This is a genomic window from Bacillus sp. SRB_8, assembly GCF_003264205.1.
In the GTDB taxonomy this organism is placed as follows: domain Bacteria; phylum Bacillota; class Bacilli; order Bacillales; family Bacillaceae_G; genus Bacillus_A; species Bacillus_A mycoides.
In genome coordinates this window covers 1-16,218 of the sequence record NZ_NADT01000005.1, presented here as the reverse complement: position 1 = coordinate 16,218, position 16,218 = coordinate 1, and the positions used below count along the sequence as shown (strand labels likewise).

Below are 16,218 nucleotides of genomic sequence, written 5' to 3'. Positions count from 1 at the left end.
TACTGAATCCATCATACTAAAATGACTTCTTCATTCTGTCTATCTAAATGGGATTATTTCGTGCTTCTTATTTCTTCAGCTTGTTATTCCGCCAGTTGTGGTTGCGGCTGTACTACTTCATTCGCTCCAGCTATCCTCAACATATTCGCAATATCTTTAAAACCTCTTTTTTCAGCATATTGCAGCGGCGTAATATTTTCCTTATTGGCCATATTTACATCTGCCCCGTGGTCAATAAGCATTTGAATTACTTTCTTATGACTTTCACTACCATTTCCTAATACAATTGCTTCTAATAAAGCTGTTCCACCACGTTCATTCTTATAATTCACATCAATATCTGTATGCTCTAATAATGCTTTAACAACCTCTACATGGCCACGCTCAGATGCAGAAATAAGTGCTGTTCCACCTGACTTAGTCGTTTCCTTCGTATTAACTCCTGCATTAATTAATACTTTTACAATATCCGTATATCCTTCTCTACTTGCATAAAGAAATGGATTACTTTGTTTTTCGTCTTGAATTTCAATATCAGCACCCGCATCAATTAATGCTTTAACTGTCTCTACATGATTTTGATACGTCGCTGCAAGGACAGGCGTTTCTCCGTTGTCACCTTCTACATTGATATTCGCTCCATCTTGGATCAGCTTCATAGCTGTTTCTGTGTCTCCAAGCGTCGCAGAAAGTAGCAACTGTTTGTCCATTAAATTTATACTTTTTTCTTCTTTAGATTCTTCCTGTTCTTTATGCTTTTCTTTTTTCTTTTCGTTTTTCACATGAACCGGTTTTGATTCTGGCTCCTCTTGCTTATCGCAAGCCACTACCGTCATTAAAAGTCCTAATAACATACATAATAAAATTTTTTGTTTTCTCACAACTACAGCTCCTATGAAAGATAATGTTTTCTTAACCATTCCTCCATCACATACAATAACTCTTCTTGAGTACATTTATCCATAAGCCCTTTAGATTCCTTCTTTAATCGGATTATCTTAAACTTATACTATGTTTCTCAACCTATTGGAATGATACGCCTGATGGCCTCATCATTAACATTATGAAGCAATTAGTTTAGCACGTTTTTACCGCATTTGTATATATTTCTAAAAAGTACATAAATGATTGCTTTAGGTTACTATATTCCATTGTAACCGTTCTTCTAAAATTTTTACACCTTTTCTATATTTGCACCTGAGTAATAATAGAAAAAGACAACTATATAGTTGTCTTTTTCTATTATTAATGATGCCCACCGTGATTCCCTGTTTTCGGTTTTCCCATCATCTCTTTATTCATTTCCCATTTATGCTCTGATAGCTCTTTATACGAAAGAACTTTCCCCTTATAGTTAGATACAAAACTCTCTGCATCTTTTTTATTTTTAAATGAAATGACATTATAAGCCATCGGTGTCGTTATTGTTTTATCATATACGTAAGTAGCATCTTCTAACGAAACCCAATCTTTCGAATCATAATCTCGAACAAATTTTTCTTTCGTCTTTTCACCTGAATTGATCTCCATCCATTTATACATACAACCGATATCATCAAACTTTAACGCTTTTCCACTTTCTAAAATGATTTCTGTTGCAAATTGATTATCCATTACCCCGATTTGGCAAATATCACATTTATCATGTTTCTCATTAATTGCCACAGCTTTTATTTCCTGTTTTCCACATCCTACTGCCATAAAGATGAAACATACACATATAACAAGTACGACATATTTTACCCTCATTAATATTCCTCCCTAAAAACCGTATACTCCACGAAAAGAATAGCAGAAGGTTGTGTGAGATTTGTGAAAAAACAATGTTCTTTTTGTAATATATGGAACAAAAAAGAGATGTGCAGTTACTTCTACACATCCCTCATCATTCACAACCAGTAATTAATAAATCATCTTCCAGCTTAACTAATAATGTATCCGTATCAATTTCCTGTCCAACTTCTACATTTACTAATCTTATATTTCCACTAATCCCTATCCCGATTTTCTCAAGCTCACCATCATTTTTTCGGATCATCATTAATTTCTCCCATTCATATACGTAAGAGGATTCATTAATAAAAATCTCCTCTACTTTTCCTTTACATGAACTATAAATCTCTTCTATTCTTGTTTCCATTCAAAATCTACTCCCTACTTCACGCGCTTCTCGTTTTCACCTTATTCTACCATTCTTGTACGAAGGCATTTATCTTTTTAAAAATTCAAAATTACCTCATGAACAAAATGATCAAAATAAAGATTATGTTTCTAATAATGTTATTTCTTTAATTATTTACCATTCGAATTGAACCTTTTATTATAAATAAAAAACCTTTTATCTGAATTTTCGTTTTATATTGAAAGCGCAATCATTTTTTGAGGGGGAGATTACATGGTAGCATTACTTGGATTTGCAATGGTATTCGTCTTTATGTTTTTGATTATGACTAAACGTATGTCAGCCTTAGTAGCATTAATATTAGTTCCAATTATTTTCGCATTAATTGGTGGCTTTTATGCCAATATGGGCCCGATGATGTTAGAAGGAATTCAAAAGCTAGCACCTACTGGTATTATGCTTATGTTCGCCATTTTATATTTCGGAATTATGATTGATAGCGGTTTATTCGATCCTGTTATTAGTAAAATTTTAAAATTTGTAAAAGGTGATCCTTTAAAAATTGTTGTTGGTACAGCTATTCTTACTATTATCGTTTCATTAGATGGTGACGGAACAACAACATATATGATTACAGTTTCCGCAATGTATCCACTATATAAACGTCTTGGAATGAATCCACTTATATTAGCTGGGGTTGTTATGTTAGGGGCAGGTGTTACAAATCTTACACCTTGGGGTGGACCAACTGCTCGGGTTATGAGTGCTCTTGGACTTGATGCATCAGAGCTCTTCACACCACTTATACCAGGAATGATTGCTGGTGCAATTTGGGTAGTTTTCGTTGCCTACTATCTTGGAAAAAAAGAAAGAAAACGTTTAGGAATTATGGATGTACAATATTTAAAACAAATGCAAACAATGGATGAGCAAGCTGCGACTGTTGAAGCTGCCGTGCATAAACGCCCTAAACTTCTATGGATTAACTTTTTATTGACCGCTACATTACTTGTCTGTCTCATACTAGAAGTTATGCCGCTACCTGTTCTATTTACAGTCGCTTTTGCTATTGCCGTTATGATTAACTATCCAAACTTAGAGCAACAAAAAGAGCGTATTGCGTCTCACACTGGAAACGTATTAGCGGTTGTTTCTCTCGTCTTTGCTGCTGGAATTTTCACAGGTATTCTATCTGGAACAAAAATGGTAGATGCGATGGCTCAAAGTGTTGTTACTCTTATACCAGATGCACTTGGCCCACAGCTTCCAATTATTACAGCTTTACTAAGTATGCCGTTCACATTTTTCATGTCTAATGATGCTTTTTACTTCGGCGTATTACCTATTTTAACGAAAGCTGCTGCCGCTTACGGAATTAGTGCAGCAGAAATGGGACGTGCTTCGTTACTCGGTCAACCTGTTCACTTACTGAGTCCCCTCGTTGCTTCCACTTATTTATTAGTCGGAATGGCCAAGGTTGATTTTGGTGAACACCAACGATTCACTTTACTTTGGGCCGTTGGAACGACAATGGTTATGTTGATTACTGGAATTGTAATTGGAATTATTCCAATATAAGATGAAACTAGAAAAAACAGTAGAGGAAATGTAATAATCCTCTACTGTTTTTATTGTTGTAAAAATCCCCTATGAAGAAACGCGGAAATACCTTCTTTCTGGCCTTCCCACACTTCCATATATAAGCTCCGCATGCACTTTCTTTCCAGAGATCAAATACTCTAAATAGCGCCTCGCAGTTGATCGGCTTACACCTACCATTGAACTTAATATCTCTGCAGTAATTCCCTCTTCATTAATAGTTAGCATATGCTTTTTTATTTTTGCTAACGTTAAAGGGTCGATTCCTTTTGGCGCATATTCTATTTGATTTGCCTGCACCCCTCTTTGGGACCATAGATGTTCAATCTGTTCTGAAGATAATTGAGTATTTTTCTTTAACTTCGTAATCTTCTTTTGATAACTTTCTAAACTTGTTTTAAACCGATCAAATGTAAGTGGCTTTACAATATAATCTGTTACTCCGCCTCGTAAAGCATGTCGCACTACATCCGTCTCTGATGCGGCTGTAATCATAATAATATCTGTATCATGCAAATTATGCCTAATATATGTGACGAGTTCAGTCCCTTGCATGTCAGGTAAATATACATCTAATAAAACGAGTTGTGGCTTTACAAACTCTAACCATTCTTTCGCCTGTTCCCCAGTCGTTGCTGTTCCAATTACTTTAAACCCTTCAATTTTTTCAGTAAAACGACGATGAATTTCCGCAATCCGAATATCATCTTCTACAATCAATACTTCAATCCCCTCATTCATTACAATTCGCCTCTCTCTTTCGGTAATGCAATTATAAATAAAGCACCACCTAAATCCCCTTTTTCAATCGCAATACTCCCATTTAAATCTTCCACTAACTCTTTGACTTTCGCTAATCCATATCCACGTTTTTCGCCCGCCTTCGTCGAAAAACCTTTATAGAATATACTTGTAATTATTTCATCATGAACACCTTGTCCTGAATCTTCCACTTCAATTAATATTTCTTCTCCAATGTCTGTTACAAACATTCTTACTTTCTTATTATGTTCGTGATTTCTTTCGATTGCTTCAAATGCATTCGTAATCAAATTCCCTAAAATAGAAACAACGTAATTACTCTCAATATGCGGACTTAACTCTTCTAAACTACTTTCCCGATCTAACATAAAATCAATCTTCAACTCTCGCGCCCTATTATAAAATCCAATTAAAATCCCACCTAACCATGGATTTTGAATTCGTTTCATAATAAATTGAACGAACTCTTGATATACTGCTGTTTCCTTATGAATAAGCTCTAAAGCATCTTCATACGACTCTAATTGGATAAGACCCGAAAGCGTATACAATAAATTGTTATATTCATGCGTTTGTGCCCGCAATGCCTCTGTATATTGCCGCGTTTGAGACAATTCTGCTGTTAATTGATCCATTTCAGATTTCAGGCGTAAACTGGATACTACACCAGTTACTTTATGATTAACTTTAATAGGTAGACGATTAGCAATAACATCCTGTCCCTTTATATTTAATTGGCGATCAAATTGTTCTTCTCCGGTTTGAAGTACATCCAGTATCGATGAATTAGGAATAACATCTAAAATAAATTCTCCCATTATATTTTGTTGTTTATCTAAAGAAAGGATATCGTATGCCGCTTGATTTACTAAACTAACCATTCCATTTTTATCGATTACTACAATCCCTTCACGTACAGATTGAATAACTGTACTATGCTCCTCGTATAAAGATGAAATTTCTTCTGGCTCCATTCCAAACATCATCCGCTTAATACTTTTTGCTAAATATACAGAGCCTATTATCCCAATTAACAGACCTGTTATTGTAATCCAAAACACACGCTTTCCATACACTTCTATCGCTCCATGAATATCATCCATTGAAAAACCAACAGATACTACACCAATAATTTCATTATCCTGATTACGAATCGGGACTTTTCCGCGTAGTGAAGGCCCTAATGATCCCGTTGCTTTCGAAACATAAGATTCCCCTTCTAATAGAACCCCTTCATTATCTCCGCCAACCATTCTCTCTCCTATTTTATCTCGCTTAGGATGCGCATAACGAATACCATCTTTATTTCCAACTACAATAAAATCAGCATCTGTTTCGATTCGAATTTTTTCTGCAATTGGCTGAATAATAGAAGCTGGATTTTCTTTTTGAAAAGCTTCCCCGATTTCCGGTATAGCAGCAACTGTTTTCGCAACATGCAACGCCCTTTTTCCAATTTGTTCTTCTACTGTTTCAGATAATATGTAGTAAAATAAATAACTCGTTAACAGCAGTACAACAAGAATAAGTGTACTAATAGTTAATGTAATTCTCGGTTGCAGTTTCAATTTCTTCAATTTCAAAATCATTCCCCTAACATTACTGAAGATAGAATTCAAAGAATATACAGATTTTTCAACTTAATCATACCACATTTATTTCTTTACTTTTATATCATTATTCACTACTCTGCCTTAGTGTTAGCAGAGAGTCCTATAAACACACAAAAGCCCCTCTAATATCTATTTACTAGAGGGGCTTTTCACCTTACTATTCCTTATCTTTCTCTACTTCTTTTTCCTTATCTTCTACTACAGATACAACAGGTTTATCATTTGCTAATTGTTGTACTGCCCCTTTTCCTGCAAACCCTTCTAATAACTCTTTTAAATCAATACCAGAAGAAGCTTTTAGTGTTTCCTGCATTGTTGCCATTAAATCAGTCGCATAGCCTGCAACCTTCCCCGCACCGCTATTCTTACCACCGCCGCCTGTATCAACAACTGTAATTTTATCAATATTGCTAAGTGGACTTGCAATTTCTTTCGCATAACTTGGAAGCATTTTTAAAACCATATCCATAATTGCCGCTTGCCCATATAATTCAAATGCTTCTGCAATTTTTTGTTTCGCTTCTGCTTCTGCTAAACCTTTTAACCTAATAACATCTGCTTCCGCTGTACCTTGCGCTTTTTGTACTTCCGCTTTCGCTTGACCTTGCGCTTTTTCAATTTCTGCTTTTGCTAAACCTTCTACACGTACTTCTTCTGCACGTGCTCTTGCTTCTGCTTCAATTTTATATTGATCCGCATCTGCTTTTTTCATTTGTTTTACTTTTTCCGCTTCGGCTGATTGTTCAACAGCATAGCGATCTGCATCTGCCTTTTTCTTTACTTCTGCATCGTATTGCTTTTCACGACGCGCAATCTCTTTTTCTTCTAACTCAATTTGCTTTTCACGCTCAATGATTTTAACTCGCATTTGCTCTTCTGTAACACCTTGTTGTGCTTTCGCTTGTTGTAATTCATAAGAAAGATCTGCATCTGCGCGAGCTTGTTCTTGGTCTCTCTTATAAGATTGTACTTTTAATTCCTTATGTTTTTCAGCTTCAGCGATTTGTGCATCACGTTGATATTCCGCTTCTTTTGCTTCTTTCTCAGCACGAGCTTTTTCAATTCGTGCCTCTTTTTCACGCTCTGCATTTGCAACTGTTGCATCACGCTTAACCATTGCAATTTGCGGCTGACCAAGTGCATCTAAGTAACCGTTTTTATCCATTATTTCTTTAATTGTAAAGGAAACGATGCGAAGTCCCATCTTCTTCAAATCAGTAGAAGCCACTTCATGCACCTTTTGTGCGAATTGCTCTCTATTACTATAAGCATCTTCTACTGTCATAGAAGATAAAATAGCACGTAGATGCCCTTCTAAAACTTCTTTTGCTTCTACTTTTAACTCTTCCGTTTCTTTTCCTAAATATTGTTCAGCTGCTGTAGAAACTTCTTCAATTGTCGATCCTACTTTAATAATAGAAACACCGTTTACTGTAATCGGTACACCTTGTTTCGTATACGTATCACGTGTTCCAACTTCTAATTTGTAGTTTAATAAGCTAAGAAGTTCTGCCCGTTGCATAATTGGAACAACGAAAGTACCGCCACCGCGGATAATCTTAATCTTCTTTCCATCATCAGTGGTAACGACATTCTTTCCACCACCAAGCCAGTTCCCTGTTACAATTAATGCTTCATCTGGACCAACTGTACGATACTTCGTAATGAATACTAAAATGAGTAGAAGTAAAATTGCGAGTAAAACTCCACCGATAATTAATGGAATCGTCATGTAAATTCCCCCTTATAATTTTGGTTTCTTTAAAGAATAAGCGATGTTTTGTACAAGCAAAACACCATCTTGAACTCCTTCAATAATGACCTCGGTTCCTTGTGAAATATCTTTTTTCCCAATTGTTTTCGCTGGTATTGCATTACTCCCAAATTGGGATGAGATTAATACTTCTCCAAATCCTTCTTTCGGAATCGATATAATTACTTCTCCTTTTCGTCCAATAAATTCATCCATGCGGTGCATTGTATTTTGCTCTGCCTCTGCAATCGGTTTTAAAATTAATATTTTCATTATGAAAACACCGATAAAGGATATAGCAAATGAGCCACCAAAAGTAATAATGCTATTAAAGGAAAATAAATATTCTCCTATATAACTAAATCCACATAACATTGCAAAAAAACTAAGTAATAAAGTTACAACGGATACAGATCCGCCCCCAAAACTAAATATTGATTCAAATATATCTCCAAAGAAAATATAAATAACAGTGAGTATAGTAGCAATAATAAATCCATATAAATAAATTGTTTCAAGTGGATAACCAAACAAGACCATTTCTTATCCCCCTTTCTTAAACAATCCCTTTTTTTGTTATATGTATGCCCCACCTCTTTCAAAGATTATCGTTCTTAATTTTCAGTTATTTATCTTTTAAAGAAAAGCCTGTAAGACAGGCCTCTAAAAAAGAACAGGAGAAACCTATTGTGACAGGCTCCTCCTAGTAAATAACCGATATATTGTATATCTATATAATATACTATTTTCCACAAAAAGTAAAGTTAAACATACATTGGAAAAGCACTTATTTTACTGATAATGCGTACGCTCCATCGCCATTATCATATTTATATACATACAAGTAATACTTACCTGGTTTTGCATTAAATTTTGCTTCTATACGATTTCCATTAGCTTGACCATAAGCTGCGTAATTTTGCATATCTGATTCATGGTGAAGTACCCATGTCATCCCGATTCCATACTCATTTAAAACAGAAATATCGATATCTTTCGCTGATGCGACATTAAATGTATAAACATCGGTATGATCCCCACCGATAAGGCTACCTTTTATAGTAGTGTTTAACCCAATACGATTTGCTTCCTCTGAACGATTATTTGGTTCAGATTCTGTTAAACTCCCATCTTTAATCGTAACAGTTGTTTCATTTCTGCTCTCTTTACCTTTATCATCTTTTACTCTTAACGCTACTTTATAAGTTCCTTCTCTTTCATATGCATGTACTGGATTAACTTCTGTACTTGTACTTCCATCCCCGAAGTCCCATAAATAAGAAACGATTTTTCCATCTTCATCGTTTGACCCATCACTTTTGAATTGAATTCCTTCTTTTACAAGCCCGTTATAAGGTCCGTTTACATTAACCGTCGGAGCTTTATTTTCTCCGTCATCTTTTGCGATACCGTGGAAGACTACATCATATTCAAATTGATTAGAGCTATTCACACGGTAATTGACGAAATATGCTGTAACCGTTTTGTAGCCACTCCATTCTTTTTGCGTCAATTGTTCTAAAGCCTCATTTACTCTTTTACTCATTACTTTCCAGTCTTCTGACTCACCTTTTGTTACACTACCTGTAAATGTGCCTTCTAATGTAAATGTATTAAAGAATTGAGATGTATGCTTTGTCATTTTTGTATCTTTCATAGACAACGTTTCACTAATTTCTTTCTTCACTTCTGTTAGTGCTTTTGGTGCATGTTCAGCTAAATAATCATCTGCTACTTCCGGCACATTGTACTTATCTTGATTATCAATTAACTGCTGCATATACTCTTGATACTCTTTATTTAACTTAGAATCTTTACTTAAAGTCTCACGATACGTATCATAATTTCCCACATCATTCGCACGAATTAAATCTTGAATTTTATCAAACGTTTCAAATTGATGAGTATATAAGTAAGATTGCAATGCGAACGAGTAGTTATAGAAATCCCAAGAACCATATTTAGCAAATAGTGTACGCTCTGCTGTATAACGACTTGCAGGATCAGATGATAATCCACTAATGATGCTCTTTCTTGGTACAACGTTATTTGTACGAGTAGATCCTGCGAAAAATTCTGCATTCCCTTCTTGGAACCAAGTTAATCTTTCATTTTGATACATATCTCCTCTTCCAAATAAACCGGGAACTTCATATCTCCCTTGAAGATAATGAGTAAACTCATGACGGAATAACTCTTCTAAACTATAAATACTTTGCTCTGGCGTACGCTCATATGTAAAGAATGTCCCTGTCTCTTCAATATAAATTCCACCGTTGTTTGTTTCATATCCATACAATTGTCTATTTAACTGGTATTCGTCTGGAGTATTATAGATTACTATCGTTAATACGTCGTCTGCATTACCTTGTTCTAAAGCTTTGTCATTTCCGATCACACGGTGATATTGCGCTTTTACTTCCTTCGCAGCCCAATATAATCTCTTGATTTTTTCTTCTGACACTTTATCCCCAGTTTTAAATACAATAGATCCATCATCGAATGTATACGTTTTTGGTAAGTATTGCTCTTTTCCTTCTTTACGTATCTTCTCTAAATCTACCGTATTCCCGCTATAATCTTTCCCATTATAGTTTGTTGTAATTTGTTCTACTGCAACAAAATACGGCTCACTTAAACGCGGGTACATATGCATTGCCTGTGTAACAACCTCTAATCCTTTATTTGGATTACTATGAAACTTACCTAAACGACTAGCAAAATAAATTCCATTATTAACGAGCCATTTATTTTCTGGCGTTACTTCATTTAGAAGAGCAATACGATTTATTTCATTAATAAACCCATCTACTTTTCCATACCACATCGTTTCATTCGCTTCTTTACGAGCCTCATTTAAGTAAGACTGTATATCATAATCAATGCCTTGCATCATATCGTATACAGCTTGTCCTTTCATACGATCGTCTACATATGCATTAAAATTATCATTATATTGTTTTAAAATATTCGATGCGTATTGCACCGTTTCAACATCACTTGATGCATTACTAATTAATTTTCCGTATGCAGATACGACTGTATCTTGCTCATTTGTTCCAAGCTTAAAGTTGGGATTTTTCGCAATAGCTTTTAACGCTGGTAAACATTTGTCCTGGAAGCTTCTTTCATTTAAGTCGCTTAATTCATTATTATAAAATGCAAGATAAAAAGCTGAACGTAACACTTCAGTAAACGTTTGAATTCCTTTTGAATCATCTTTCGTAAATGTACTACCTCTATGAGCTAATTCGTCTATAATTACTTGCATTTTTCCGTTATCTTTATAAAAGGCTTTTGCATCTTCATTAAACTGGAATAAGTCTGTAATTTGGTGCCACTTAATACTGCCTAACGTTTCAATTAATTCTTGATCATTCATTTTGTTTAAATCAGCCATTGAATAGCTTTCTTTAGCTTGCTTTACTGCCGATTTCTTCGTAATAGATGCTGGTCGCTGTGAAAAATCTCCTACTTTTAAACGTTCTTGAAATGATAATGTTTCCTCGGCTTTAGAAGCGTGTCCGATCTCATCTACTGGTTTTTCAATTCCAACTGGTTTCGAATGCAATACATTATACGGTACCTTTTCTTCTGCTGATACATTCGTTTGAATTGCTCCGAGCGATAGCGCCATTGTACTAATACTAAGCAACACTTTATTGATCTTTGATTTCTTGTTCATATTATTGCCCCCCTATTTATATATTCCATTCAAAAAATTAACATATTATCTGGATAAAATGATATAAAATGCAATATTTCATATTATTTCTTCATACATTTTGAACATATAGTGAACGAAAGGGCCTTACAGTTTCCGCTACAGTTGCTCCATTATTTAAGCAATCGAAACATCCTCCTATTAATATCCTTCCCCTATTCAAAAAGCCCTTATCATAAGCATATTTCAACATGAAATTTCTATAATAAGGGCTTCTCAAAAACTTATATAATCATTTTGTATAATAATAAGATAAAACGTTATTTATTTCTTAAATAATCTCTTTCTAAATACAAACATACTTAATGCTGAAAGAACAAGTGCTAATCCAGAAAGTAAGGTCGGTGTGTTAGCTTGACCACCAGTTGCTGCTAAAGACTTCTGATTTTCCTCTTGCTTATTAGCATGTTGTTTATTTGAATCTTTTTCTTTCGCACTCTCTTGTCCTACCACTTTTACTGGACCAACTTGATTATTCCCTTTTGGCTCTTGATCCAATCCAGTTGCTGATTCTTTTACCTCTTCTTTTGTACCTGCAACTTCTTTCGCCGGCTCTTTTACTTCTTCTTTTGTTTCTTCAACTTCTTTTATCGGCTCTTTTACTTCTTCTTTTGTTTCTTCAATTTCTTTTACCGGCTCTTTTACCTCTTCTTTTGTACCTGCAACTTCTTTCGCCGGCTCTTTTACTTCTTCTTTTGTACCTGCAACTTCTTTTATCGGCTCTTTTACTTCTTCTTTTGTTTCTTCAACTTCTTTTATCGGCTCTTTTACTTCTTCTTTTGTTTCTTCAATTTCTTTTACCGGCTCTTTTACTTCTTCTTTTGTTTCTTCAACTTCTTTTATCGGCTCTTTTACTTCTTCTTTTATTTCTTCAACTTCTTTTACCGGCTCTTTTACTTCTTCAACTTCTTTTGTTGGTTCTGTCACTTCTTCTTTTTCAACTATATTCTGGATAACTGTTCCATTAAAGCTTATACTAGTTTCATCCGAATCTAAATCAAATTTATATACCTTTTCACCTGGAGTACTCCATTTCATTACTCCGTTATTAAACGTTTCACCCTCACTTGTTAGTTTAATATTCTCAATAGTTTCTCCTTCTAAGTCATATACCGGAACTTGAATTTCTTCATTTACTTTCGCTTCATTTAAAATGATTTTTTGTCTTCCGGCATCAATTGAAAACCATTGACCTAATTGTATTAACGGCCTTACATCACGAATCTCATTTCCAGCTAATTTTAAACTGAGTAGGTCTAACATTGAACCAAGAACTGATACATCTTTAATATGATTATCCGCAAGGTTTAACCACTGTAAATTTTCCAGTGAAGATAACAGCGTTATATCTTCAATTTTATTATGAGATACATTCACGTCTTTCAATTGTTTCAAGTTTGAAATGAACTCAATATTTTTCAACCCTACTCCTTCTAAAGTGAGGTTTTCTAAGTTCGTCATATATTCTAAACCAGTTAGATCTTTTATCTCTTTTCCTTTTTCTTTAAGTATCTCTAATGTTTTAATCTGCAATAAATCTTCTTTTGTTATAGGGGCATTTAGATTCTCTCTACCAAAATTCTTTTTATTAATATGTTGTTGTAAATTTTTATCAAGAATTACATTTTTACTTTCTGTTTGTTTTTCAACTATACTTTGTATAACCGTCCCATTAAATCTTATTTTACTTTCAGCAGGATTCGTATCTAGTTTAAATTCATATATTTTTTCTCCAGGACTATTCCATTTTATAAATCCGTTACTCAGCGTAGCCCCCTCACTTTTCAATTTAATATTTTGAAGTGGCTCTCCTTTAAAATTGTATACTGGAATTTTTATTTCTTCATCTACGCTTGCTTCATCTAAAAAGATTTTTTGTCTTTGAATATCTATTGAAGTTCGCTTACCCAATTCCTCAACAGACTTTATGTCAGAAATTTCATTCGCTCCAAGATTTATCTCATGTAAATTTGTTAAATTACTCAGTGGCGATATATCAGAGATATAATTCTCTTCTAAATTCAATACTTGTATTTTTACTAATTTAGATAATGATGATATATCTTTTATTTCACTATCAGCAATTTCTAGTTCAATAAGATTACTCATTTTACTAATAGGCTCAACATCACTAATTTTATTATTTCCTATCCATAATAGATTCACATTCTTTAACTTCTCAATACCCGAAAGATTACTAATTTGATTATTTGCTAAGTATACTTCTTCTAACGATAACACTGTAAATAATGGTGTAAGATCCTTTATATTATTACCAATTAAATCTAATATTTTAATCTTTTTCATTTGACTTAACGGTGTAAGATCTGCAATTTTGTTATCTCTTAAAAAGAGCATGTCAAGATTCTCTAGCTTAGAAACGGGTTGAATGCTTTCAATTGGATTAGAGGATAAATCTAAATATTTCAAATGTCTCAATCCCGAGATAACAGATATGTCTGTTACATTAGACTCTCTTAATGTCAACTTCTCTAAGTTTGTCATATATTCTAAACCAGCTATTTCATTTATCCCCTCACCTGAGTATATGGATAATGTTTTAATTTGTAATAAATCTTCCTTCGTTATAGGTTCATTTATATTTTTTCTCTCTAAATTATATTTATTAATATGCTGTTGTAATTTCTTATCAACTATTACATTTGCACTTTCATCTTGTTGATCCACTGTATCCTCTTTATTTTCCTTTTGATCTTTTGGAACATTGTTTTCTAGATTTAACGCATTTACTTCAAACTGCACCTGGTACTTATTATCATAGGCCATTGTCGGAATATAAATATGCATTTGCATATTATATCTTTTTCCTAATTCTCCAATTTCAAATTGAATAACCTTCGTCCCATTTTTCTTTTTATCCTCTGATATGACTTTTACATCATGGAATACACCAGGAGTATCAATATCCTCTGTTTTCAAGTATTCGAAGAAATCACTATCACTTAACGTTGCCGTTACAATTTTCTTCCCATTCTCAATGGTTAATTTAGGATCTTTTATATAAACAGCTGCCATAGACTCTTCATTCGTTTTATCTTTATACGCTTTAATAACAGCATCATATGTACCATCTTCTAAAGCATGTCCAGTTTTGTTCGCCTCAATTGCTACAGCTGCTAAAGCAGGCGTTGAATACGTAGCAAATGGAAGCGATAGCGCCGCAGCGATAATCATCGCATTTATATGTTTTCTTTTATTTCTTTCCAACTTTACATCTCCTCCAAAATATATAAATCAAAATGTAATCATTTCTCGAATAAATGATAATGATTTTCATTATCATTATCAACTAAAAAAATAAAAAGTTTACAAAAAAATAATCCCTTTAAAAGGGATTATGCCATTTTTTCTCCTGATTCTTCTTTAAAAAAGCTCTTCATCGCATGAAATACATCTGCTTTTTGCTTTAAAATATAATATCTGAAATTCTCGTCTTTAATATTTTTATATGCTGACATAAGCGTACTGTGGCGGTTGTACTGGTTTACTTAGCAGGGATGTAACCAAATTTAAATATATTCTGTTCCCAAAACTCACTTGTTGCTTTATTATTTTTGCCTCAAGAAATAATGTCCTCCCATAAATAACATTATAACCAAACTCATTTATTTTACTGTAATGAGTTTTTTATGCTTATTTATATTTTAGGAATATCAATTATATTTCCTGGTGACTCACTAATAAGAATATCTGAAATACTTGGGTTGCTTTTTTTCAACTTGAATATTTGAATTTTTGTTAATTCAGGGTTAAATGATACATTTTGTGTTTTAAACTCCAAATTCATAATTTTATTTTGAATTTTTAATATAAAAATCTTCCATTCTTGTAATGGAGAATTCAAAACTTCCTCCGGACTTTCTAATAGTCGATATCCATCCGCATAATGAAACATTAGTAATCCCGTTCCTAAGTCACAATCTTTATTTTCAAGAATTGCATTTGGTATATCAAATCCACTATTCCAATTATAATTTGCTGCAAAACAATGAAGGATTATTGGATTATCTATATTCTTTATTCGGCTAATTGTATCCTCTTTATTTGTATTATAAAGTAATTCTTCAAGCAAACTAATATCTTTATTTTCCATTACACCTTACCACCTTACTGATATTTATTTATTTTGTATTTCCAATTGTTTTAGCTTTCTTTCCCAAAGTTCTACTGTTGCACCTTGGCTTGGATACAATGGTAAACCATTCCCCTGTAATTTTCTTAAATTTTTTTGCAAATCATATACCTGCTTTTGTAAACTATCAATACTTTGGTTAATATCCATTTTATTTAACGCTCTTGCAACTACTTCATTGTAAACAGAATGATATCCTCTGTGTCTAGCCATTGTACTTATATTATCATCTGGTACTCTTAGAAAAATACCGTTTGATGAGTCATCAAAGTTCATACCTATCTTTTCAATTACAGGATTATCTGCCATTTCAGAAGGAATAATATGCTGTGCTTGATATCCACTCCATTTAGTTGAACGTTTAAGCCCCATTTCTGTCATCATATTTTTTCCTAATTTAGTAGAGTTTCCTCCTGTTACAACACCCGGAGTACCAGGAATAATCCTATTACTATTACCATTACCCGTACCCTTAGTTTCACTCTTAGCAAC

At 33.7% G+C, this 16,218-nt stretch carries 12 protein-coding genes and 1 pseudogene; 1 reads left to right on the top strand and 12 read right to left on the bottom strand.

What is annotated here, in order from left to right:
- Nucleotides 1-83: 83 nt before the first annotated feature.
- The 3 genes from B5P40_RS04460 to B5P40_RS04450 form a co-directional block, all read right to left on the bottom strand.
- Complete coding sequence (locus B5P40_RS04460; protein WP_113708911.1) at nucleotides 84-956, bottom strand: ankyrin repeat domain-containing protein; 873 nt, start codon at nucleotides 954-956, stop codon at nucleotides 84-86.
- Nucleotides 957-1,245: 289 nt separating this feature from the next.
- The gene (locus B5P40_RS04455) at nucleotides 1,246-1,749 is read right to left on the bottom strand and encodes a nitrous oxide reductase accessory protein NosL (protein ID WP_002140312.1); all 504 of its coding nucleotides are present in this window, start codon (nucleotides 1,747-1,749) and stop codon (nucleotides 1,246-1,248) included.
- 136 nt (nucleotides 1,750-1,885) lie between these two features.
- Nucleotides 1,886-2,140 (bottom strand): hypothetical protein, encoded by a 255-nt coding sequence (locus B5P40_RS04450; RefSeq protein WP_002029671.1) that lies wholly within the window; start codon nucleotides 2,138-2,140, stop codon nucleotides 1,886-1,888.
- A gap of 255 nt (nucleotides 2,141-2,395) precedes the next feature.
- Between B5P40_RS04450 and B5P40_RS04445 the strand changes: the two genes are divergently transcribed.
- Nucleotides 2,396-3,700: a CitMHS family transporter gene (locus tag B5P40_RS04445; protein WP_113708910.1), complete on the top strand. Its 1,305-nt coding sequence runs from the start codon at nucleotides 2,396-2,398 to the stop codon at nucleotides 3,698-3,700.
- 69 nt (nucleotides 3,701-3,769) lie between these two features.
- Here the strand turns inward: B5P40_RS04445 and B5P40_RS04440 are convergent, their stop codons facing one another.
- From B5P40_RS04440 to B5P40_RS04400, 9 genes and pseudogenes are all read right to left on the bottom strand, one after another.
- On the bottom strand, nucleotides 3,770-4,462 hold the full coding sequence (locus B5P40_RS04440) for a response regulator (protein ID WP_002029668.1): 693 nt from the start codon (nucleotides 4,460-4,462) through the stop codon (nucleotides 3,770-3,772).
- Nucleotides 4,462-6,072, bottom strand: a complete 1,611-nt coding sequence (locus B5P40_RS04435; protein ID WP_113708909.1) for an ATP-binding protein — start codon at nucleotides 6,070-6,072, stop codon at nucleotides 4,462-4,464. The genes B5P40_RS04440 and B5P40_RS04435 overlap by 1 nt, the downstream gene beginning before the upstream one ends.
- A gap of 181 nt (nucleotides 6,073-6,253) precedes the next feature.
- Nucleotides 6,254-7,828 (bottom strand): flotillin lipid rafts scaffold protein FloT, encoded by a 1,575-nt coding sequence (locus B5P40_RS04430; protein WP_113708908.1) that lies wholly within the window; start codon nucleotides 7,826-7,828, stop codon nucleotides 6,254-6,256.
- Between the two features lie 12 nt (nucleotides 7,829-7,840).
- The gene (locus tag B5P40_RS04425; RefSeq protein WP_002188231.1) at nucleotides 7,841-8,389 is read right to left on the bottom strand and encodes an NfeD family protein; all 549 of its coding nucleotides are present in this window, start codon (nucleotides 8,387-8,389) and stop codon (nucleotides 7,841-7,843) included.
- Between the two features lie 247 nt (nucleotides 8,390-8,636).
- Nucleotides 8,637-11,534, bottom strand: coding sequence for a collagenase ColA (gene colA, locus B5P40_RS04420; protein WP_113708907.1), 2,898 nt, complete (start codon nucleotides 11,532-11,534; stop codon nucleotides 8,637-8,639).
- Between the two features lie 303 nt (nucleotides 11,535-11,837).
- Nucleotides 11,838-14,801 carry a leucine-rich repeat domain-containing protein gene (locus B5P40_RS04415; RefSeq protein WP_113708906.1) on the bottom strand — a complete coding sequence of 988 codons (2,964 nt, stop codon included), beginning with the start codon at nucleotides 14,799-14,801 and terminating at the stop codon, nucleotides 11,838-11,840.
- Nucleotides 14,802-14,929: 128 nt separating this feature from the next.
- Nucleotides 14,930-15,082, bottom strand: a pseudogene (locus tag B5P40_RS04410) (sporulation protein YhbH); the annotation flags it as partial.
- A gap of 149 nt (nucleotides 15,083-15,231) precedes the next feature.
- Nucleotides 15,232-15,687, bottom strand: coding sequence for a DUF4274 domain-containing protein (locus B5P40_RS04405; protein ID WP_078176232.1), 456 nt, complete (start codon nucleotides 15,685-15,687; stop codon nucleotides 15,232-15,234).
- 24 nt (nucleotides 15,688-15,711) lie between these two features.
- Nucleotides 15,712-16,218, bottom strand: a 507-nt coding sequence (locus B5P40_RS04400) for an AHH domain-containing protein (protein WP_258402109.1), incomplete at its 5' end; no start/stop codon positions are given.